The following is a 21,776-nucleotide window of genomic DNA, read 5'->3' as shown; positions in this document are numbered from 1 at the left end:
ACATGATCACCGTTCTATTCGCCGCCCTGCCCGACCGCTGGGCCGAGTATGAAGAGCCCCTGCGCCGTGCACTAGATGACACCGGGCTGGCCTATGATCTTGTTACCGAGGCCGCGCCCGAGACGGTGGATTACATCGTCTATGCGCCCAATTCGAAGGTGCAGGATTTCCGCCCCTACACGAAGGCCAAGGCGGTGCTGAACCTATGGGCCGGGGTGGAAAACGTGGTTAAGAATGACACGCTGACCGTGCCATTGGCGCGGATGGTCGACGAAGAGGGGCTGACCCAAGGCATGGTCGAATGGGTGACGGGCCATGTGCTGCGCCACCATCTGGGGATGGACGCGCATATCGTGAACCCCGATCATGACTGGGTGCCCAAAGCCGCGCCATTGGCCTTTGACCGGCCTGTCACCATCCTTGGCCTAGGCGTCTTGGGCGCGGCCTGCGGCCAGATGCTGGCGCGCCTTGGCTTTCCCGTCACGGGTTGGAGCCGGTCGGAAAAACGGATCGACGGCATCCGTTGCCTCCACGGGGATGACGGTCTGGCCGAGGCGCTGACCGGGGCGCAGATCCTTGTTCTGCTGCTGCCCAACACGCCCGCCACCGAAAGCGTGGTGAATGCCGACCGTTTGGCCCTGCTGGCCCCAGGCGCGGCGATCATCAACCCCGGACGCGGGCCGCTGATTGACGACGATGCGCTGCTGGCCGCGCTGGACAGTGGCCAGATCGGCCATGCCACGCTGGATGTGTTTCGCGTTGAACCTTTGCCCCAAGATCACCCCTTCTGGGCGCACCCCAATGTGACCGTCACGCCGCATATTGCATCGGAAACCCGGCCCGACAGCGCATCGCGCGTGGTGGCCGAAAATATCCGAAGGGGCGAGGCGAATGAGCCTTTCGTGCATCTGGTAGACCGCGCCGCCGGTTACTGATACAGGGCCAGCCAAGCCAAAGGAGCGCAGCCATGACATTCGATCGTTCGATCAAGATCGCCCCCTCAATCCTGTCCGCCGACTTTGCCAATTTCGGCGCTGAAATCGAAGCCATTGAGGCGCAGGGCGCCGATTGGGTCCATATCGACGTGATGGACGGCCATTTCGTGCCGAACCTGACCTTTGGTCCGCCCGCCGTGGCCGCCTTCCGCAAGCACGTGAAAACCGTCATGGACGTGCACCTGATGATCGCACCGGTTGATCCCTATATCGACGCCTTCGCCAAGGCCGGGGCCGATATCATCACCGCCCATGTTGAGGCTGGCCCGCATATCCACCGCACGCTGCAAGCCATTCGCGGCGCAGGCTGCAAGGCCGGTGTGGCGCTGAACCCCGGCACCCCCGCCGAGGCGATCTATCCGCTGATGGATCTGATCGACATGGTCTGCGTCATGACAGTGAACCCCGGTTTCGGCGGTCAGAAGTTCATCCATTCCTGCGTGGAAAAGGTGGCCGACATCCGCAACAAGATCGGCGACCGCCCGATCCATATCGAAATCGACGGCGGTGTTGACCCGACCACCGCGCCGCTGGTGGCCGCGGCTGGGGCCGATGTGCTGGTGGCAGGCTCGGCCGTGTTCAAAGGCGGTACGGTCAACACGCCCGACGTCTACGGCGCGAATATCCAAGCGATCCGCGACAGCATCAAATAAGCGAAAGGCCGGGGGTTTCCCCGGCCTTTGTTATTTCTGGCTGCGATACTTGAACACGCCCGTGCCCTTGGCCACCAGTTCGCCGGTTTCATCGGTGATCTGCCCCTCGGCAAAGAAGGTGCCGCGCCCACCGCCTGTGCGAAGGCCCTCGCCGATCAAAACCTCCCCTTTGGGCCGCGAGATAAATTGAACCGTCAGCGAAAGTGTCAGGCACAATTGGCGCTGATCAGGATCGCCCGTCCAACAGCCCGCATAGCCCATCACTGTATCAAGGATCGAGGCATAGGCCCCGCCATGCACGTTGGCATGCCGGTTCAGCAAATGTTCGGCCACGGGCGTTTCGAACCGCGACCAATCCTGTTTCCAGCCGGTCATTTCCATGCCCAGATGGCTTTGATAGGGGTACGGCGTTTCTTTCAACGCCGGGTCTAGATCTGTCACGCTTGGCCTGCCTCTAACCCAAGTTCCGCAAATCGGGGAACGAACTCCCCAAGTTTGAGGCCCTTTTCTGGATTGGAGGCATTGCCGTCAAGCGCCCGCTTTTTCACGCCTTGCAGGATGGCGGCCATGCGGAAGAAGGCAAAGGCGACGTAGAACCCGAAATTCTCGATCCCGTTGATCCCGCGCCGCTGGCAGTAGTCGGCCACGAATTCCGCGTCGGATGGCAAGCCCAGCGCCGCGCGATCCACCCCCGCCAGCCCGCGCCCTTCTGTGCCCGGTGGCAATTGCCATTGCATGATAACGGCTGCAAGATCGGCATAGGGGTGGCCGATGGTGCTCAGCTCCCAATCCAGAACGGCGCGGCTTTGCGGGCCATCGGGGGCGAACAGCATATTGTCGATACGGTAGTCGCCATGGACCAAAGTGCGCTGCCCGTCATCACCGGGCATATTGGCGGAAAGCCAGTCAATCAGCCGGTCCATATCGGCAATCGTTCCGGTTTCGGTGGCACGGTATTGCTTGACCCAACGGGCCAGTTGCCGTTCGTAATAATTCCCCGGCGGGCCGAAATCGTCAAGGCCACTGGCATCCAAGTCCACGTCATGGATCGCCGCCAGAACCCGCGCCATCTCCGACAGGATCGCCCCGCGTTGGTCAGGCGTCAGCCCCGGCATGGTCGGGTCCACAAAGCTGCGGCCCTCAACGAAATCCATCACGTAAAAGGCCGAGCCAATCACATCATCGTCCATGCACAGCGCGTGCATGGGCGTGACGAAATCGACCCGCCCGGCCAGTGCGCTTTGAACGCGGAATTCGCGATCCACCGCATGGGCCGATTTCAGCAAGACGCCCGGCGGCTTGCGCCGCAGGACATAGCGTTTGCCATGCGTATCAAGGCGAAAGGTTGGGTTGGACTGCCCGACATCAAACTTGTGCACATGGGTGATCGGGCCAGCATAGCCCGGCACATGCGCCGCCATCCATGGCTCTAGCCGCGCCAGATCAAGCAGCCCGTCCATGCCTTAGACCTTTTCGTTGGTGTGCTTGCGCAGCTCGGCCCGCGCGACCTGACGGCGATGCACCGCATCGGGGCCATCGGCAAAGCGTAGGGTGCGGACGTGGGTCCACATATTGGCCAAATTGAAATCCTGACTGATCCCGGCGGCGCCATGCAATTGCATCGCCTCGTCAATGACCTTGCCCGCCATCAGGGGGGCGACGACCTTGATTTTGGAAATCCACGGCTGCGCGGCCCGCACGCCTGCGGTGTCCATCATCCATGCCGCTTTCAGGCACAGAAGACGGGCCATTTCGATCTCCATTCGGGCATTGGCGATGATGTCATAGTTCGCGCCAAGATGGGCAATCTGCTTGCCAAAGGCTTCACGGTCCAGCCCGCGGCGGCACATCATTTCCAGCGCTTTTTCGGCCTGACCGATGGCGCGCATACAGTGGTGAATACGGCCCGGCCCAAGACGGCCTTGCGCCACTTCAAACCCGCGCCCTTCGCCCGAAACGATGTTCTTGGCAGGCACGCGGACGTCTGTGAACCGGATGTGCATATGACCATGCGGCGCGTCATCGGCGCCGAACACCGTCATCGGGCGCAGCACCTCGATCCCCGGCGCGTCGGGGTCGAGCACGAACATCGTATGGCGGCTGTGCTTGGCGGCGTCCGGGTCGGTGCAGGCCATCAGGATGTACAGCCCGCAGCGCGGATCCCCTGCCCCGCTGATCCACCATTTTTCGCCGTTCAGGATGAAATCATCCCCATCGCGCTTGGCCTCGAACGCCAATTGCGCCGCGTCAGAAGAGGCAAGGTTCGGTTCGGTCATCACATAGGAGGACCGGATATCGCCATTCAGCAAGGGCTTCAGCCACTTGTCCTTCATCCATTGCTCGCCGTAGCGCTCTAGCACTTCCATGTTGCCAGTGTCGGGCGCGTTGCAGTTGAACACCTCGGCGGCGATATGGACCTTGCCCATTTCCTCGGCCAGATAGGCATATTCCACCGTGGTCAGGCCAAAGCCGCGATCACTATCGGTCAGCCAGAAGTTCCACAGCCCGCGTTCTTTAGCCTTGGCCTTCAGCCCGTCCAGAATTTCCAACTGCCGGGCGGTGTGTTGGAACCGGTCGCCCGAGGGGTGCTTGCCCACTTCGGCGTGAAATTCCGCATCCAAGGGCGCGATTTCATTTTCGACCATAGCGCGCACTTGATCGATAAGCGGGCGAACGCGGTCGGTTATCCCAAGATCCATACTCAGGCCTCCAAGATAAAAAGGTTAATCCATTCGGCGACCAGCGCAGGGCGCTCCTCGCCCTCAATCTCGACCGTCACCAGCCATTCGATGGTTAAGCGGCCATCTTTCTGATCACAGCGGGCCACCTCATAGCGGCCTCGGATGCGCTTGCCGGACCGGACCGGCGACAGAAAGCGCACCTTGTTCAGCCCATAATTCAGCCCCATCGAGGAGTCGGGCAAATCCGGCATGATGTCATAGGCCATCGTGGCCAACATCGACAGCGTCAGATAGCCGTGGGCGATGGTCCCGCCCAAGGGGGTTTCCGCCGCTTTAACCGGGTCGACGTGAATGAACTGATGGTCGTTCGTAACATCGGCAAAGGCATCAATCCGCGCCTGATCGATCATGTGCCAGTTCGAAGTTGCAGGCGCGAAGTTTTGGAAGATCTCAATCGACATCGGGAAGCTTATGATCTCCGAATTTCTGGCGCAGGGTCAGCTTTGACACTTTGCCAGTCGCGGTCAGTGGAAGGCTTTCGACAAACACCATGTCATCGGGCAATTGCCACTTGGCGACATGCTCTAGAAGCGCTTCGTGCAACTCGTCCAGCGTGGGCCGGTCATCACCAGCCGGGACCACAACCAACAGCGGGCGTTCGTCCCATTTGGGATGGGCAACGGCAATCACCGCGCAGCTGGCCACCTTGGGATGGGCCATCACGATGTTTTCAAGATCAATCGAGCTGATCCATTCACCGCCCGATTTAATCAGATCCTTGGACCGGTCCTGAATGGTCAGAAAGCCCATGTCATCAATGCTTGCGATATCGCCCGTGCCGAACCAGCCATCATGGTCAAAGGCATCGGCGGTGGCATCAGAGTTGTGGAAATACCCGGCGATCACCGTGTTGCCCCGCACGAAAAGCTCGCCACTGGCTTTGCCATCATGGGGCAGCGGATTACCGTGGTCATCGACGATCTTCAATTCAACCCCGAACAGGCGGCGGCCCTGTTTCGACTTCAGGCGCATCTGCTCTTCGTAGGGCAGTTTGCGCTGCGGCTCAGACAGCAGGCCATGGGTGCCAACGGGCGACATTTCGGTCATGCCCCATGCGTGGCAAACCTCGACCCCCGATTTTTCAAACCCTTCGATCATCGACCGCGGCGCGGCGGATCCGCCGATCACGACCTGAGACAAGCCATTGGGATTGCGCCCTTGGCTCACGATCTCGGCCCGCAGGCCTTGCCAAACGGTTGGCACGCCCCAAGCAGAGGTGACGCTTTCGCTATCCATCAAGGAAAACAGCGACGGCCCATCCAGTTTCGGCCCCGGCATGATCAACGACGCGCCCGTCAACGGCGCAGCATAGGGCAGCCCCCAAGCGTTGACGTGGAATAGCGGAACCACCGGTAGAATACGCCCGCCTTCGGTCAGGCTTTTGGACAGGGCGACAGCCACCGAAAACGCATGCAACACGGTCGAGCGGTGCGAATAAAGCGCGCCCTTGGGGTGGCCCGTCGTGCCCGAGGTATAGCACAAACCGGCGGCGGCGTTTTCCGGCAGGTTCGGCCAGTCATAAATATCGGGTTGATCCGCGATCAGATCTTCATAGCACAGGAAGTCGATCTGGCTTTCGGGCATATGCGCCCGGTCGGTCATCAGCACGAACACCAAATCCGACGGCAGATGTTCGGCCAAAGCCTCAATCAGCGGGACAAAGGTGACATCAAGGCACAGAACATGGTCGTCCGCGTGCTTGATAATATAGAGCATCTGTTCAGCGGACAGGCGCGGGTTGATCGTGTGGCACACTGCCCCGATCCCGGCCGTGGCATAGTAGAGTTCGAAATGCCGATATCCGTTCCAAGCCAGCGTCGCGACGCGGTCGCCTTCCTGCACGCCAAGTTTGCCCAAAGCATGGGACAATTGCGCGACGCGCTTATAGGTCTGCGCATAGGTTTGCCGGTGAATATCGCCTTCGGTGCGCACCGAAACGATCCCGGCTCCGGGATGGCCCCCGGCGGCATACCGCAGGATTTCAATGATCGACAGCGGTTGGTTCATCATCATCGCTTGCATCCGGCCCTCCCAAACCATCAGCACGTGGTCTGGCAAGACTGCGGAGATGCGGGGCGAGGTGCAACAGAAATCTTTTTTGGAAACGTTGCGTTACACGTCCAACTCTGAGGCATTCAGCGTCAGGGCGGCGGCCGGCTGCGCGCGCAGGTCATCCACCCGCAGCGGTCCGGTCGGTTTGGCAAGGCGCGACCGCACAACCCAGATCAGCCGTTCCTGCGCACGGGTGATGGCGACATAGGCCAGCCGCTTCCACAGGGGCTGGCCCGCCTCAACCCGGCCCATGCGGGCGGCAATTTCCAGATCGGGGGCGAAGACCTGAACCGTATCCCACTGGCTGCCTTGCGCTTTATGGATGGTGCAGGCCGCGCCATGCAGAAAGGTCGCGCCCATCCGCGCTGCAAATGGGATAAAGGGTTCTTCCTCATCCGGCTTTTCGATTTTGACGATCGACGCGGCCGAGACCTGCGGCTCTTGTGCGCCAAAGACGTGCAGGCGGGAAAAGCCCGGTTTGCGGCCCGGCCCCAGATAGACCACCTGCGCGCCCTTGATCAGGCCACGCGCCTCAAGGTCTTGGCGTTTCTTGCGGTGCTTTAGCGGCAATTCGATCCCGTCGCAGATCAGCGGCTCGCCTTCCAACAGCTCATCCTCGGGCGCGTCATAGACATGGCGGAAGGCATTGATCAGCCGAATGCGCGTGGCATTGCGCCAGACCAGCACAGGCGAACGGGACATCAGATCCACCTCTACCCGCTGGCCCCAGACCACGCGATCATCCTTCGCCGCAGCCTCTTGGACCATCTTTTCGAAGCGGTAGAAATCCACCATCGGGTCGGCCAGCGCGTGGGCCAGATCCAGAATTGGGTTGTCCGCGTCCTGCCGGTGAATCCGCTCAAGATGCAATTTTTGCGACTCTTGCAGCGATTCAAACATCATTTCCCCGGACTGGTTGACCGGGGCCAACTGCGCCGGATCGCCAAACAGCAAAAGGTTCGGGAAAATCTCTTGCAGGTCTTCGAACTGACGTTTGTCCAGCATCGAGGCTTCGTCGACAAAGCCGATATCAAGCGGATCTTCGCGCCGTTTCCAGCCGGTGATAAAGTCAGACCCGCGCAGCCCCGCCGCCGCTAGGGCCGCGGGCATGGATTTATGCAGTTGGAACGATGCCTCGGCGCGGTCCAGCGCCTCATCGGCCAGACCTTCGATTTCGGGGCGGTCTTCGTTGCCAAGCAGCCATTCCGCGATGCTTTCATACATCGGGTCATAGACCGGCGTGTATAGAATGCGGTGGATGGTCGTGGCCGGAACCCCGCGATTGCGCAACACGCTTGCGGCCTTGTTCGTGGGGGCCAGAATGGCCAGCGAACGGCGTTCCTTGGCGCGTTTGCTTTCGTAATCGCCCGACACCAACTCAACCCCGGCGGCGGCCAACGCTTTGTAGAGTTCGGCCAGAAGCAGGGTTTTGCCCGATCCCGCCTTACCGATCACGGCCATGACCTCAGACGTGGTGCCGCGCGGCGGCATCAACAGCCCATCGCCAAGCTGAATGCCTGCGCGTTCCAGCATTTCGCTGACACTGTCGTAGGCCTGAGCCTGATCGTCGGAAAATGTAACTGCCGTCATGCGCGGACAGTACAGCCGCACCGGAACGGGCGCCAGCCCTCAGAACGCCGGTACGGGCAGTTCAGCCTGAATGAAATTCACATGGGTCCGCCTTGTGAAGATGGCGGCGATATTGCGCTTACCTGTCCCTGCACCGCCGCCTCACGCGCGGCGACGGTCCTTGCCAGATCCAGCTGCTGTGCAAGATCCGGCAGGCCGTTTGCCCCAGCAAACGTTCTGAGATCCGTTAGCACATCCAGAATCCAGTCATGCCTCATTATGAAATCCTTCTAACCGGGCAAGCCAATTCAAACACAACCATAAGATGCATTCAAGCAAAGGCATACCCACCATATCGCCGCGCGGCCAAATAGCGAGAAAAATCCCAAAGCAATATAAATAAAATGCCCGCGATCCGAGGATGCGGGCATTCAAACTTTGTTAGGATCTGTCGATCCTTATGTTTACTTCGGGCCAGCGGCCAGCGCGTCTTCGAAGGTGCGCAGGCCGGTTTTCGGGGCCTGAACCAGAACCGCCATGTTGCCCGGCTTGTGCTGGTTGCGCAGCATCATCGTGTGCGCCTGCGGGATTTCTTCCCACGGGAAAACTTCGGACATGCACGGATCAAGGCGGCGCTCAATCATCAGGCGGTTGGCCGACGCGGCCTGCTTGAGGTTCGCAAAGTGCGAGCCCTGAAGGCGCTTCTGGTGCATCCACATGTAGCGCACGTCAAAGGTACAGTTGAAACCCGAGGTGCCCGCGCAGATCACGACGATCCCGCCCTTTTTCACGATCAGGGTCGACACCGGGAACGTCGCCTCGCCGGGGTGTTCGAAGACCATGTCAACGTTCACACCTTTGCCGGTGATGTCCCAGATCGCCTTGCCGAACTTGCGCGCTTCTTTCAGCCACGCGTTATATTCGGGCGAGTTCACGGTCGGCAGTTGACCCCAGCAATCAAAGTCCTTGCGGTTGATCACGCCTTTGGCACCCTGCGCCATCACGAAATCACGCTTGGATTCATCCGAGATCACGCCAATCGCGTTGGCCCCGGCGGTGTTGGCCAGCTGGATCGCATAAGATCCCAGACCGCCCGACGCGCCCCAAACCAGAACGTTCTGGCCCGGACGCAGTTCATGCGGATGGTGACCAAACAGCATACGGTAAGCGGTGGCCAGCGTCAGCGTGTAGCAAGCCGACTCTTCCCAAGTCAGGTGCTTGGGGCGCGGCATCAGCTGCTGGGCCTGCACCTTGGTGAACTGAGCGAACGAGCCGTCGCCGGTTTCATAACCCCAGATCCGCTGCGTCGGCGAGAACATCGGATCGCCGCCGTTGCATTCTTCGTCGTCGCCGTCGTCCTGGTTACAGTGAATGACAACCTCGTCGCCCACTTTCCAGTTTTTCACAGCCGAGCCGACCTGCCAAACGATGCCCGACGCGTCGGAACCGGCGATATGGTAGTCTTGGCCATGCACGTCGAACGGCGAAATCGGCTTGCCCAGACCGGCCCAAACGCCGTTGTAGTTCACGCCTGCGGCCATCACCAGAACCAGCACTTCGTGGCTGTCGATTTCCCAGGTGTCCACGACTTCTTTCTTGAAGGACTGTTCCGGCTCGCCATGGCGGTCACGCCGGATGGCCCAAGCGTACATCTTCTTCGGAACATAGCCGAGGGGCGGCATTTCACCAACCTCGTAGAGATCCTTTTCCGGTGCCTCGTAGTCAGCGATCCCGGTTTGCGTGTCCAGTGCCATGGGGGCCTCCTGTTTTTTCAATCTGTGCCGCAATGCAGAATCGCGGCGTTTGATTAGGAAATAAAACTGGCCGTGAAATTTTGCAACAACATTTGCCGCATTTTTGTAATTTTATAACCCAGCAGATGCAGAAAATCCCAATGCATCCGCAGAAAATCAGAACAAATGAGCGATGGACCGGGCATAAAACTGAACGAGATCACGCGCTTGCGGCGAAACGCGCAAGAATTCTTCCTCTTCGGTGACCATTCCGCGTTCCGTAAGGGCACGCAAACCCACTTTGGCGGCATAGGCCACGTCCGAGCGGGGCATATGCACATGCGCGTCTTCAAGTTGTTCCAGCGCTGCGGCGACCAGGGCCTCCAATTCGTCGGTCTTGGTGGTACCGCGTTGCAGAAGGACATAAGACACCAGCGGCACCGGCAAGACCGGGACAATCCGCGAAATGCGGCCCATCAGATCCAATGCCAACGTCTCAGGCTCGGCCGCCAGATCGGGGCGAGACCGCAAGGACAGCGGCGCGCCAAAGCTGACCGCCGCATAGCCAAACCGATGAAACCGCCCGGTGATGCGCAGCCACATCTGGCGCAGCGTGGCCCGTGCCACCCGGCTGATCCGCGCCTCAAACCGCCGCTCGCCCGACAGGTCCGCCTTGACCAGAATGCCATCTTCCAGCACCCGGTCATAGTTCAGCGCCACCGGCACAAACACCACGTCGCGCTGGCTCAGGTCCGCGCCGTCGGTGATGTATTTCAGCAATCCCAGCTTGGGCTGCGCCGGTGCGCCCGTCAGCGAAAGCCCCCCTTCGGGGAAGATCGCTTGCGCCACGCCGCCAGCGGTCGCCATTTGGACATACCGCGCCAAGACCGCACGATAGAGCGCGTTGCGCGATTTGCGGCGAATGAAATAAGCCCCCATGGCCTTAATCAGCCGCGATAAAGGCCAAACCTGCGCCCATTCACCCACTGCGTAAGACAGCGCCGACCGTTCCGCCGCCAGAAAGGTGACCAGAACGTAATCCATGTTGGACCGGTGGTTCATTACAAAGACAACCGTCGCATCCCGTTCGACCGCCCGCAGCGCAGGTTCATCGAAATGGCCGATGCGCACACGATAGAGCGATTGCCCCAGCCAGCGGGCGGCGCGAATGGCGAAGCCGAAATAGGCAAAGGCCGAAAAGGCGGGCACGATTTCCCGCGCATAGGCCTTGGCGTGTTGGAAAGCCACATCCTCGGGCACGCCCTGCTCCTTGGCATGGGCCACAATGGCCGCCGTGACGGTCGGATCATAGACCAGCCGCTGGATCATGTCGTGCCGCCGCAAAAGCTTGAACGGCTGGATCGGGCGTTCAAGCCGGGTGTTCAGCCGGGCGACGGCGCGTTCCATCCGGCGGCGGAAGAACCAGCGTACCGATGGGAACAGGAAATGCGATGCGAAAGTGACGGCCGCGAACAGCACCATCAACACAAACAACCATACAGGCAAAGTCACGGTCTGAGTCATGGGGCGACGTTGGCAGGGAACACGCCCCCCGGCAAGCCCAACGCTTGCCGCGATAGATTGTCCTTAGATGCAGGAATTCGTTGCGGGGATGCCGCGTTGCGGCGCAAAATGACCGGAACCAGACCTTGCCGCAATGCAGCGAATTGACAACGGTATAATCTTTCGCCTATCCACGTCATTACGCAATAAAATTGCCTAACCGATTCAAGAGGGCCAAATGACCGAGACCACCGTGACCCGTGACCGCCCCTGGCTGATCCGCACCTATGCCGGTCACTCGACCGCCAAGGCCTCAAACGCGCTGTATCGCAACAACCTGTCCAAGGGGCAGACCGGGCTATCCGTGGCCTTCGATCTGCCAACCCAGACCGGATACGACAGCGACCACGTTCTGGCGCGCGGCGAAGTGGGCAAGGTGGGCGTTCCGGTGTGTCACCTTGGCGATATGCGCACTCTGTTCGACCAGATCCCGCTGGAACAGATGAACACCTCGATGACGATCAACGCCACCGCGCCTTGGTTGCTGTCGCTGTATATCGCCGTGGCCGAGGAACAAGGCGCCGACGTCACCAAGCTGCAAGGCACGGTGCAGAACGATCTGATCAAGGAATACCTGTCGCGTGGCACCTATATCTGCCCGCCGAAACCGTCGCTGAAGATGATCGGGGACGTGGCTGAATATTGCTATACCAATGTGCCGAAATGGAACCCGATGAACGTGTGTTCCTACCACCTGCAAGAGGCCGGCGCCACGCCTGAACAGGAACTGTCCTTTGCCCTGGCCACCGCGATTGCCGTTCTGGACGAGCTGAAGCCGCGCGTTGATCCGGCGGACTTCCCGGCGCTGTGTGGCCGGATTTCGTTCTTTGTGAACGCGGGCATCCGGTTCGTGACCGAGATGTGCAAAATGCGCGCCTTCGTCGATCTGTGGGACGAAATCCTGCAAGACCGCTACGGCGTGACCGACGCCAAGGCCCGCCGCTTCCGCTATGGCGTGCAGGTCAACAGCCTTGGCCTGACCGAACAGCAGCCCGAAAACAACGTCTACCGCATCCTGATTGAGATGCTGGCCGTCACCCTGTCGAAAAAGGCCCGCGCCCGCGCCGTGCAATTGCCCGCATGGAACGAAGCACTTGGCCTGCCCCGCCCGTGGGATCAGCAGTGGTCGATGCGGATGCAGCAGATCCTGGCCTATGAAACCGACCTTCTGGAATACGACGACCTGTTCGACGGCAACCCGGCGGTTGATCGCAAGGTCGAGGCGCTGAAAGAAGGTGCACGGGCCGAACTGGCGAACCTTGACGCCATGGGCGGCGCGATTGGCTCGATTGAGTACATGAAGGGCCGTCTGGTCGACAGCAACGCCGAACGTCTGAACAAGATCGAACGCAATGACACCATCGTTGTGGGCGTGAACAAATGGACCGAGGGCGAGCCGAGCCCGCTGCAAACTGCAGATGGCGGCATCATGGTTGTTGATCCGGCCGTTGAGCAGGAGCAAATCACCCGGCTGAATGAATGGCGCAGCGAGCGCGACGCCGCCGCCGTAAAGGCCGCCCTTGCCGCCCTGCGCGAAGCGGCGAACAAAGGTGAAAACGTTATGCCCGCCTCGATCGCTTGCGCCAAGGCAGGCGTGACGACGGGCGAATGGGCCGCGCAAATGCGTGTGATCCATGGCGAATATCGCGGCCCGACCGGCGTTTCGAAATCCGTGTCGAACAAGACCGAAGGCTTGGACGATCTGCGCGATGCTGTGGATGCGGTCAGCGACAAGCTGGGCCGCCGCCTGAAGTTCCTTGTGGGCAAGCCCGGCCTTGATGGCCACTCGAACGGTGCTGAACAAATCGCCTTCCGCGCCCGCGATTGCGGCATGGACATTGAATATGACGGCATCCGCCTGACGCCCGAACAAATCGTCACCTCGGCAATTGATAACGAGGCGCATGTGGTTGGCGTGTCGATCCTGTCGGGCAGTCACGTGCCGCTGGTCGAAGAATTGATGCAGCGGATGCGCGATGCCGGCCTTGGCAGCGTTCCCGTGATCGTCGGCGGCATTATCCCCGACGAAGATGCACAGCGACTTTTGGGAATGGGCGTGGCGCGTGTTTATACGCCCAAAGACTTTGAGTTGAACACCATCATGCGCGACATCATCGAATTGGTAGATCCTAAGGCCGTCGCAGCCGAATAAGCGGATTTCATCCTAATTAGCGTCACCCCGGATATCTTTATTCGGGGCGCGTTGTCATATTTGCGTAACCTGTCACAAAAGACCCCTTGAAACTTTTTCCTTTTTGCCAAACATCAAGGCATGAAGGAGACATCTATGAATATTGATCTTGAATCTCTCTCGAAAGAAGAACTCGAAAAACTGAAAGCGGACGTCGATAAAGCACTCAAAACCATCGACGTGCGCCGCAAAGCTGAAGCCAAGAAAGCGGCGGAAAGCATTGCGAAAGAATTCGGCTACACACTGGGTGATCTTTTGGAAGAAGGTAAAGGTGGCAGCAAAGGCGCCCCCAAATACCGCAACCCTGCCAACCTCGAACAAACCTGGACGGGCCGTGGTCGTAAACCCGGCTGGGTGATTGAGGCGTTGGCCGCCGGCAAATCCATGGACGAAATGGAAATCTGATATGACAGTCCACATTGGTGCCGCGCCCGGAGATATTGCCGAAACGGTGCTGATGCCGGGCGATCCATACCGGGCCCGGTGGGCCGCAGAAACCTTTCTGACTGATGCCAAACTGGTCAATGAAGTCAGGGGGATGCTGGGGTACACCGGGTTTTGGAACGGCAACCGGGTCACGATCCATGGATCGGGCATGGGTATGCCGTCCCTATCCATCTACGCGAATGAACTGATCCGCGATTATGGGGCAAAAACTCTGATCCGCATTGGGTCTTGCGGCGGAATGCAGCCGCAGGTCAAAATTCGCGACGTTATTCTGGCGATGACCGCAACATCGCTATCCACGCCCAGCAGCGGCATTTTCAAAGAGATGAATTTTGCGCCCTGCGCAGATTGGTCCCTTCTAAAAGCTGCATATGATGCAACCGCCGATACAAAGGTCGGTGTGCATGTTGGCGGTATTTATTCATCGGACGTTTTTTATGATGAGCGCCCCGACTTGAATGAACAACTAACGCGCCATGGCGTCTTGGGCGTCGAGATGGAAGCGGCTGAGCTTTATAACCTTGCGGCCCGTTATAGCGTGCGTGCGCTGGCAATTCTGACGGTATCGGACCATTTGCAAACGCATGAGGCCCTGCCGTCAGACCAACGCGAAAAAAGTTTCGGCGATATGGTGGAAATTGCCCTTAGGGCAGCTTTTCCAAATTCAGCCAAGTAAACAGCGGCGGCCCCTTCGGGGGCCGTTTTGCTGTCATAGGTCTTGCACTTGGACATCGGCAGCGCAAACTTATCCTGACCATCACAGGAGATCGCCATGCCGCGCCTGACGCCCCGTTCTTGGGTTCCCGAACCCAGCGAAACACTTGTCCAATCCGTCGCCGATCAAACGGCAAAGGCCACATCTACCGACATCGCGCAGCGGCTTGAGGCATTGGCGCAGACAAACCGCCAGATCCACGAACGCGATTTCTTTAACCTCAATCCCGCGACCAATGTGATGAACCCACGGGCCGAGGCACTATTGGCCAGCGGTCTGGGAACGCGGCCATCGCTGGGCTATCCGGGCGACAAATACGAAACCGGGCTGAATGCCATTCAGGACATCGAGGTGATTTGCGCCGAACTCTGCGCCGAGGTGTTCAAGGCTGACTATGCCGAAATTCGGGTGCCGTCGGGCGCTTTGGCCAATCTATATGCCTTCATGGCGCTGACCCGCCCCGGCGACGCCATCATCGCCCCACCCGGCAGCATTGGCGGCCATGTGACCCATCACTCGGATGGATGCGCGGGGCTTTATGGGCTGATCACGCATGACGCCCCGGTGAATGAAGACGGCTATACCGTCGATCTGGACGCACTTCGCAGCTTGGCCCAGCGGGTGCGCCCCAAGCTGATCACCATTGGCGGATCGCTGAACCTATTCCCCCATCCGGTGGCGGAACTGCGCGCCATTGCCGACGAGGTGGGCGCAAAGCTGCTGTTTGACGCGGCCCATCAATGCGGGGTGATCGCAGGCGGCGCCTGGCCCAACCCATTGGCCGAAGGCGCACATCTGATGACGATGAGCACCTACAAAAGCCTTGGCGGCCCGCCCTCAGGCTTGATCGTCACGAATAATGCGGAGATCGCAGAGCGACTGGACCACATCGCTTTTCCCGGCATGACAGCCAATTTCGACGTGGCCAAAAGCGCGGCGCTGGCCATGACCATGCTGGACTGGCGCGACTACGGCGCGGCCTATTCAACTGCGATGATCGAAACCGCGCAGGCCTTGGCCGTGGCGCTGTCGGATCACGGTGTTCCGGTATTCGCGGCCGGGCGCGGCTTTACCAAATCGCACCAATTCGCCGTTGTGGCCGAAGGCTATGGTGGCGGTCAGGCCGCATCGAAAACGCTGGCCAATTCCGGTTTCCTGGCCTGCGGCATCGGCCTGCCCCTCCCCCCCGTCGCGGGCGACATGAACGGGCTGCGGATTGGCACGCCGGAATTGGTCCGCTGGGGCATGACGGCGGATGACATGCCGCGCTTGGCTGGCCTAATCGCGCGCGGGCTGCGCGGCAACGACGCCAGCTCGATTGCCGCCGAAGTGGCCAACTGGCGGCGCAGCTTTGACCGGGTGCATTTCATCCACAGCTAAGGGCTAGACCCCATGGCTGCGGTCATAGGCATTGGGCTTGGGCCGCACCCACCGGTCCAACGCCCCTGCTTTGGGCCGCAGAATGGTCACCTCTAGCGGGTGGCATTGCGCGGTGTCGGACGAATGCTCGGCGCTGCAATCCCCACCCGGACAGGCACTGAGGGCGCCTAGCAAATCGATCTCGGCCAGAAAGGTCAGATGATCGCCGGGCCGCACCGGGCTGGCCTTCATGAAATACTGGCCGGTGTCGCGGGTAAAGCCGGTGCACATGAACACGTTCAGCACATCATGGATATGCGGTTCGGCCTCATGCACCGGGCAATCCAGCCACGTCGCCAAAGCGCGTGTCAGGTTGGAATGGCAGCAATGATGGTACGCCTGCCCCGACAACAGCGCCCCGGTGTAGGGATCGCAGCGCGTGCCAATCACGTCATGCACGGACCCACCAAAGGCATCGATCCCATACCAGTCCAGCGTATCTGCGACGATGGTCGCCATGGGCCGCAAGTTCGGAAAGGACGACCATAGCCGGTCACCCGTCGTGACATGCGTTCCGTGCAAGGCGCGGGTCTTGCCGGAATAGAACCGTTCAGACAGGTCACGGGCGTTCCACAGGTTCAAATCCCCCACTTGCGGGCCTTCAACACTGTCGATGCGAAAGAAATGGCCAGCAGGAACCTCAAAACAAGCGGCATCTCGCGGGGCGGCCCGGATCTTGTCCACTTCTTCTGCCCCCGCCAGCGCGGCGGCATAAAGCGCCATATCAGGCTGCGGCAGGGTTTCGGTCGGATAGCAGATCACAGGTGCAACCGCGCGGCGGGCTTCGGCATCTTCTGGGGGCAGGCTCATGACCAATGTCCTTATATTGCCCCCGCACCCAAACATGAAAAAGGCGGGGAAAGAAGCCCCTCCCCACCGCAAACAGATCAGCGCCGTTTCGAACACCGACCCCGAAACGGGACGCTGAAACGCGGATTACGCCGCCTGGTAATATTCCACGTAGGGCTGGACGGTGTCGTTTGTATCGTCCTGATGAACCGGCTGAGGTTCGGGCGAATAATAGGCGAAGGCCGCTTCTAGAATATCCAGCGCGTCTTGCGCGGAAATAGCGGAACGATTGTCGGAATGGTCCATGGGTCGGATCCTAGATTGACAGTGGTTCCTCCCTCGGCGGGATATGTGCGCCCTTTTCGCGCCGATGTAATCCGCCAAATGGGCAGAGGCGCTTTGCCCTATACGCATAACCTACTGTTTTCAGGCGAGTTTACCTTTGGTCAACAAAAAGCCCGGCACAATGGCCGGGCTTTCGCATGGGTATGGGGCATGCCTTAGTAGGCGCGGTCCACCATCATCTTCTTGATTTCGGCAATCGCCAGCGCCGGGTTCAGACCCTTCGGGCAGGTCTGCGCGCAGTTCATGATGGTGTGGCAGCGATACAGTTTGAACGGATCTTCCAATTCATCCAAACGCTCGCCCGTGGCTTCATCGCGGCTGTCGATGATCCAGCGATAGGCATGCAACAGCGCGGCCGGTCCAAGATACCGATCGCCGTTCCACCAGTAGCTGGGGCACGAGGTCGAGCACGAGGCGCACATCACGCATTCATACAGACCGTCGAGTTTCTTGCGGTCTTCGATCGACTGCTTCCACTCTTTCGCGGGGCGGTTGGTTTTGGTTTCCAGCCACGGCATAATCGAAGCGTGCTGCGCATAGAAATGCGTCAGATCGGGGATCAGGTCTTTGATGACCGGCATGTGCGGCAGCGGGTAGATGGTGACATCGCCTTTGACCTCATCCAGACCAAAGATACAGGCCAGCGTGTTGCGGCCGTCGATGTTCATCGCACAAGATCCGCAGATCCCTTCGCGGCAGGACCGGCGGAAGGTCAGCGTCGGATCGATCTCATTCTTGATCTTGATCAGCGCGTCCAGGATCATCGGGCCGCACTTGTCCATATCCAGGAAATACGTATCCACCCGCGGGTTTTCACCGTCATCGGGGTTCCAGCGATAGATCTTGAACTTGCGGACGTTGGTCGCGCCTTCCGGCTTGGGCCAGGTCTTGCCCGTGCGGATCCGTGAGTTCTTAGGGAGCGTGAACTGAACCATGTCGTTCTCCTCTGGGGTAAGTGCTTCCTGGGCGATAGGCCGCTTTTCCGAGAGTCGGAACTATGCTAGCGGAAGTGTGAATTGTGGAAAGGGCTGACGAATGCCAGACGATGTGCGCCTTTATGTTCTCAGCCTGAAAGACAGAAACCCGCGCCGCGCCAGCATTGCCGCTGATCTGGCCGCCCTGAACCTTGAGGCTTTGGGCGTGACCGTGATCTTGTTCGATGCTGTCGATGGCCGCGACGGATTTCCCAAGCGGTTTGAGGCCATGCTTGACCGCGATGGCGCCGCGCAGATCGAGCGCCGCGCCCTGAGCAACGGCGAATTTGCCTGCGCCTTGGGGCATCGCCTGATGGCCGAAGACTTTCTGGCCTCGGGCAGCGACTGGGCGATCATTCTGGAAGACGACGCGATCATTGACGACCGTTTGCACCGCTTCATTGCCGCGCAGGGCTACAAAGCCGCGCCGATGCTGATGCTGCACCACCTGAATGCCCGCGTGATGGGCAACGGCATTGCCGTTCCGGGTGCGGATGGCGCGGCCTACCGGCTGGCCATGTCGGCCTTCATGACGGTGGGCTACACGATGGGGCGCGGTTTTGCCAAGGCGCTGATCGCATCCCAAACCCCGGTTCGACACAAAGCCGATTGGCCCCTTGATCTGTCCGATCATGGGGCTTTCGCCATTGTTCCCGAAGTTGTGGGCCATCCGCCTCACGCTGTTACACCTTCATCGTTGGAAGCGACCCGTGGCAAGGCCGCCCGCCGCCCAATCAGCAGCTTGTTTTCGCTGACTTACCTGAAACGGAAATGGCGCAAGGCCCGGTCCCGCAAGGTAAGCTAAAGGGGCGGTCGTCCCGCCCCTCGCAATATCAGAACGTCCGCGCTTTGGGCGCGATAGTCTTCAGGCTGATGCCGCCTTCGGCCTCGGTCGTCAGCGGATCAAGGATGACCGGACGATAGGTCAGATCCACCTTGTTGCCTTCGACGCGGCTGATGGTGTGAACGCGCCATTTGTCGTCGTCACGCGCGGTGAAATCTTCGTGGGCATGTGCACCACGGGATTCCTTACGCGCTTCGGCGCCAACGATGGTCGCCAGTGCGTTCGGCATCAGGTTCGTCAGTTCCAGCGTTTCCATCAGGTCGCTGTTCCAGACGAGGCTGCGGTCGGTGACTTTCAGATCGTCCATTTTGGCGGCGATCGCGGTCATCTTCTCAACGCCTTCGGCCAGCGTCTTGGAGGTGCGGAACACGGCAGCGTCAGACTGCATGGTGCGCTGCATCTCAAGGCGCAGATCCGCCGTCGGGATACCGCCCTTGGCGTTGCGGGCCGCGTCAAAGCGGTCGAACGCCTTGTCGATGGAGGCTTGGTTCAGCGTCGGGTTCGGCGCGTCTTTGTCGACGACCTGACCTGCGCGGATCGAGGCGGCGCGGCCAAAGACCACGAGGTCGATCAGCGAGTTCGAGCCCAGACGGTTGGCACCGTGCACCGAGGCACAGCCCGCTTCGCCCGCAGCCATCAGGCCCGGCACAACGGCGGTCGGATTGTCGGCGGTCGGGTTCAGCACTTCGCCCCAGTAGTTGGTCGGAATGCCGCCCATGTTGTAGTGAACCGTCGGCAGAACCGGGATCGGTTCCTTGGTCACGTCAACACCGGCAAAGATCTTCGCCGATTCCGAAATGCCCGGCAGGCGTTCGGCCAGTGCAGCGGCAGGAAGGTGCGACAGGTTCAGGTGGATGTGATCGCCATGTTCACCCACACCGCGACCTTCGCGGATCTCCATGGTCATGGAGCGCGAAACATAGTCACGCGGCGCGAGGTCTTTGTAGTTCGGCGCGTAACGTTCCATGAAACGTTCACCTTCGGAGTTGGTCAGATAACCGCCTTCCCCGCGTGCGCCTTCGGTGATCAGACAGCCCGAGCCATAGATGCCGGTCGGGTGAAACTGAACGAATTCCATATCCTGAAGCGCCAGACCCGCACGGGCCACCATGCCGCCACCGTCGCCGGTGCAGGTGTGGGCCGAGGTCGCGCTGAAATAGGCGCGGCCATAGCCGCCGGTGGCCAAAACGACCATCTTGGCGTTGAAGACGTGCATGGTGCCGTCGTCCAGCTTCCAGCAGACTACACCTTGGCACTGGCCGTCTTCGCTCATGATCAGGTCAATCGCGAAATATTCGATGTAGAATTCGGCGTTGTTCTTCAGCGACTGGCCATAAAGCGTGTGCAGAATGGCGTGGCCGGTACGGTCAGCCGCGGCGCAGGTGCGCTGCACGGGCGGACCTTCACCGAATTCGGTGGTGTGGCCACCGAACGGGCGCTGGTAGATCTTGCCTTCTTCAGTCCGGCTGAACGGAACGCCGTAGTGCTCCAGCTCGTACACGGCTTTGGGGGCTTCGCGCGCCAGATATTCCATCGCGTCGGTGTCACCCAGCCAGTCCGACCCCTTGACGGTGTCGTACATGTGCCACTGCCAGCTGTCCGGGCCCATATTGCCCAGCGATGCGGCGATACCGCCCTGCGCCGCAACCGTGTGCGAGCGGGTCGGGAACACCTTGGTCACACAAGCCGTTCGCAGGCCCTGTTCGGCCATGCCCAGCGTTGCGCGCAGACCGGCGCCACCGGCACCGACGACCACGACGTCATATTCATGCGTCTCGTATTCGTATGCAGCCATTTGTCGTGTCTCCAGGTCTTAAAGGGCCAGCTTGGCCAGGGCGAACACACCCACGGCCGCGGCGCCATAGCTAAGGCATGTCATGCCGATGATCAGGATCTTTTCCCACGCGCCATGCACGTAATCCTCGATCAGGACTTGAAAGCCCAAGTTGAAATGCTTGAACCCAACGATCAGCGTCAGCGCTGCCAGAATGGCAGGGTACGGACGGCTGTAGTGGGCCAGAACGGTGTCATAGTCCGCGCCAAGGATCGAACCGAAGTTGAACATGAACAGCGGGATCAGAACCAGCAGGGCAACCGAGGTCACCTTCATAGACCAGAAATGCTCAGTGCCTTTCTTGGCGCTGCCCCAGCCCGTTGCGCGTTTGCGGTCAGTCAGAAATGCCATGATGCGCGCTCCTTAGATGATTGCCACGGTGAACAGGGTGAAGAAGAGCGATCCGCCAACGACGGCATAGCCCAGCTTGGTCGCGGTCGGAACGTCAAGGCCAATGGCCGCGTCCCAGATCAGGTGACGCACGCCAGCCAGCAGGTGATACCACATGCCCCAAAGCGACAGAAACAGCACCAGATCGCCAAGGTAGCTGGTCAGCACATAATCGGCGAGCGCGAAATACTCAGCCGAGGTTGCGGCGGCCAGCAGCCACCAGACGATCATCAGCGCCGCCACCAGCATCGCATTGCCGGTAATCCGCGTGAGGATCGAAGTCACGGAGTTAAGCTGAAACCTGTAATACTTGCCCAGCATGAAGGGCGAGAGCGGGCGGTTGCCCCGGTTCACGTCGGCCATTTGTCTGTCCTTTCGGTTCCCTTAAGTCCGTAATAGTGAATTTTTTCGGTCTGTCACCTGTGCTAACGACACTGATCTGTGGTTTTTTGGCGCAATTTTGCGATTTTCTGAAACTTGTGATCACAGTAGCATTTTCAGTGATCACAAAAATTGCGCTAA

General features: G+C 60.0%; 21 protein-coding genes. 7 read left to right on the top strand and 14 right to left on the bottom strand.

Annotation, left to right across the window (positions count from 1 at the left end; genetic code table 11):
- The first annotated feature begins 2 nt into the window (after window positions 1-2).
- Together PRI8871_RS02185 and rpe are read left to right on the top strand one after the other, a co-directional pair.
- On the top strand, window positions 3-935 hold the full coding sequence (locus PRI8871_RS02185) for a 2-hydroxyacid dehydrogenase (protein WP_108884535.1): 933 nt from the start codon (window positions 3-5) through the stop codon (window positions 933-935).
- Between the two features lie 32 nt (window positions 936-967).
- Window positions 968-1,648, top strand: a complete 681-nt coding sequence (gene rpe, locus PRI8871_RS02180) for a ribulose-phosphate 3-epimerase (RefSeq protein WP_108884534.1) — start codon at window positions 968-970, stop codon at window positions 1,646-1,648.
- Between the two features lie 30 nt (window positions 1,649-1,678).
- Here the strand turns inward: rpe and PRI8871_RS02175 are convergent, their stop codons facing one another.
- The 8 genes from PRI8871_RS02175 to PRI8871_RS02135 form a co-directional block, all read right to left on the bottom strand.
- Window positions 1,679-2,089 carry a PaaI family thioesterase gene (locus tag PRI8871_RS02175; protein WP_245897749.1) on the bottom strand — a complete coding sequence of 137 codons (411 nt, stop codon included), beginning with the start codon at window positions 2,087-2,089 and terminating at the stop codon, window positions 1,679-1,681.
- Window positions 2,086-3,108, bottom strand: coding sequence for a phosphotransferase family protein (locus PRI8871_RS02170; protein ID WP_108884533.1), 1,023 nt, complete (start codon window positions 3,106-3,108; stop codon window positions 2,086-2,088). The genes PRI8871_RS02175 and PRI8871_RS02170 overlap by 4 nt, the downstream gene beginning before the upstream one ends.
- 3 nt (window positions 3,109-3,111) lie before the next feature.
- Window positions 3,112-4,347 (bottom strand): acyl-CoA dehydrogenase family protein, encoded by a 1,236-nt coding sequence (locus tag PRI8871_RS02165; protein WP_108884532.1) that lies wholly within the window; start codon window positions 4,345-4,347, stop codon window positions 3,112-3,114.
- A 2-nt stretch (window positions 4,348-4,349) separates the two neighbouring features.
- Complete coding sequence (locus PRI8871_RS02160; RefSeq protein WP_108884531.1) at window positions 4,350-4,790, bottom strand: MaoC family dehydratase; 441 nt, start codon at window positions 4,788-4,790, stop codon at window positions 4,350-4,352.
- On the bottom strand, window positions 4,780-6,411 hold the full coding sequence (locus PRI8871_RS02155; RefSeq protein ID WP_108885179.1) for a long-chain-fatty-acid--CoA ligase: 1,632 nt from the start codon (window positions 6,409-6,411) through the stop codon (window positions 4,780-4,782). Before PRI8871_RS02155 ends, PRI8871_RS02160 begins: the two co-directional genes overlap by 11 nt.
- A gap of 90 nt (window positions 6,412-6,501) precedes the next feature.
- Entirely contained in the window at window positions 6,502-8,031 is a 1,530-nt protein-coding gene (locus tag PRI8871_RS02150; RefSeq protein ID WP_108884530.1) for an ATP-dependent DNA helicase, read from the bottom strand.
- 443 nt (window positions 8,032-8,474) lie between these two features.
- Complete coding sequence (ccrA, locus tag PRI8871_RS02140; protein ID WP_108884528.1) at window positions 8,475-9,764, bottom strand: crotonyl-CoA carboxylase/reductase; 1,290 nt, start codon at window positions 9,762-9,764, stop codon at window positions 8,475-8,477.
- A 156-nt stretch (window positions 9,765-9,920) separates the two neighbouring features.
- Complete coding sequence (locus tag PRI8871_RS02135) at window positions 9,921-11,267, bottom strand: 1-acyl-sn-glycerol-3-phosphate acyltransferase (protein ID WP_108884527.1); 1,347 nt, start codon at window positions 11,265-11,267, stop codon at window positions 9,921-9,923.
- Window positions 11,268-11,484: 217 nt separating this feature from the next.
- Here PRI8871_RS02135 and PRI8871_RS02130 point away from each other — a divergent pair, with 217 nt between their 5' ends.
- The 4 genes from PRI8871_RS02130 to glyA all read left to right on the top strand — a co-directional run bounded on the left by PRI8871_RS02130 (window position 11,485) and on the right by glyA (window position 16,039).
- Window positions 11,485-13,458 (top strand): ethylmalonyl-CoA mutase, encoded by a 1,974-nt coding sequence (locus PRI8871_RS02130; RefSeq protein WP_108884526.1) that lies wholly within the window; start codon window positions 11,485-11,487, stop codon window positions 13,456-13,458.
- A 135-nt stretch (window positions 13,459-13,593) separates the two neighbouring features.
- On the top strand, window positions 13,594-13,902 hold the full coding sequence (locus PRI8871_RS02125; protein ID WP_108884525.1) for an H-NS histone family protein: 309 nt from the start codon (window positions 13,594-13,596) through the stop codon (window positions 13,900-13,902).
- A gap of 1 nt (window position 13,903) precedes the next feature.
- On the top strand, window positions 13,904-14,620 hold the full coding sequence (gene deoD / locus PRI8871_RS02120) for a purine-nucleoside phosphorylase (RefSeq protein ID WP_108884524.1): 717 nt from the start codon (window positions 13,904-13,906) through the stop codon (window positions 14,618-14,620).
- Between the two features lie 96 nt (window positions 14,621-14,716).
- Entirely contained in the window at window positions 14,717-16,039 is a 1,323-nt protein-coding gene (glyA, locus tag PRI8871_RS02115) for a serine hydroxymethyltransferase (protein WP_108884523.1), read from the top strand.
- Window positions 16,040-16,042: 3 nt separating this feature from the next.
- Here the strand turns inward: glyA and PRI8871_RS02110 are convergent, their stop codons facing one another.
- From PRI8871_RS02110 to PRI8871_RS02105, 3 genes are all read right to left on the bottom strand, one after another.
- The gene (locus tag PRI8871_RS02110) at window positions 16,043-16,888 is read right to left on the bottom strand and encodes an urea carboxylase-associated family protein (protein WP_108884522.1); all 846 of its coding nucleotides are present in this window, start codon (window positions 16,886-16,888) and stop codon (window positions 16,043-16,045) included.
- A 126-nt stretch (window positions 16,889-17,014) separates the two neighbouring features.
- The gene (locus PRI8871_RS19485; RefSeq protein WP_181389344.1) at window positions 17,015-17,173 is read right to left on the bottom strand and encodes a hypothetical protein; all 159 of its coding nucleotides are present in this window, start codon (window positions 17,171-17,173) and stop codon (window positions 17,015-17,017) included.
- Between the two features lie 194 nt (window positions 17,174-17,367).
- A complete protein-coding gene (locus PRI8871_RS02105; protein ID WP_108884521.1) occupies window positions 17,368-18,147 on the bottom strand; it encodes a succinate dehydrogenase iron-sulfur subunit in 780 nt (259 codons plus the stop codon).
- 100 nt (window positions 18,148-18,247) lie between these two features.
- Here PRI8871_RS02105 and PRI8871_RS02100 point away from each other — a divergent pair, with 100 nt between their 5' ends.
- On the top strand, window positions 18,248-18,991 hold the full coding sequence (locus tag PRI8871_RS02100) for a glycosyltransferase family 25 protein (protein WP_108884520.1): 744 nt from the start codon (window positions 18,248-18,250) through the stop codon (window positions 18,989-18,991).
- Window positions 18,992-19,019: 28 nt separating this feature from the next.
- Here the strand turns inward: PRI8871_RS02100 and sdhA are convergent, their stop codons facing one another.
- The 3 genes from sdhA to sdhC are packed head-to-tail and all read right to left on the bottom strand — an operon-like array spanning window position 19,020 to window position 21,617.
- Window positions 19,020-20,825: a succinate dehydrogenase flavoprotein subunit gene (gene sdhA, locus PRI8871_RS02095; protein WP_108884519.1), complete on the bottom strand. Its 1,806-nt coding sequence runs from the start codon at window positions 20,823-20,825 to the stop codon at window positions 19,020-19,022.
- A gap of 18 nt (window positions 20,826-20,843) precedes the next feature.
- On the bottom strand, window positions 20,844-21,215 hold the full coding sequence (gene sdhD, locus PRI8871_RS02090; protein ID WP_108884518.1) for a succinate dehydrogenase, hydrophobic membrane anchor protein: 372 nt from the start codon (window positions 21,213-21,215) through the stop codon (window positions 20,844-20,846).
- A gap of 12 nt (window positions 21,216-21,227) precedes the next feature.
- Window positions 21,228-21,617, bottom strand: a complete 390-nt coding sequence (gene sdhC / locus PRI8871_RS02085; RefSeq protein ID WP_108884517.1) for a succinate dehydrogenase, cytochrome b556 subunit — start codon at window positions 21,615-21,617, stop codon at window positions 21,228-21,230.
- Window positions 21,618-21,776: the final 159 nt, after the last annotated feature.

The organism is Pseudoprimorskyibacter insulae (assembly GCF_900302505.1).
GTDB lineage: Bacteria > Pseudomonadota > Alphaproteobacteria > Rhodobacterales > Rhodobacteraceae > Pseudoprimorskyibacter > Pseudoprimorskyibacter insulae.
This window is presented reverse-complemented; position numbering and strand designations above follow the sequence as displayed.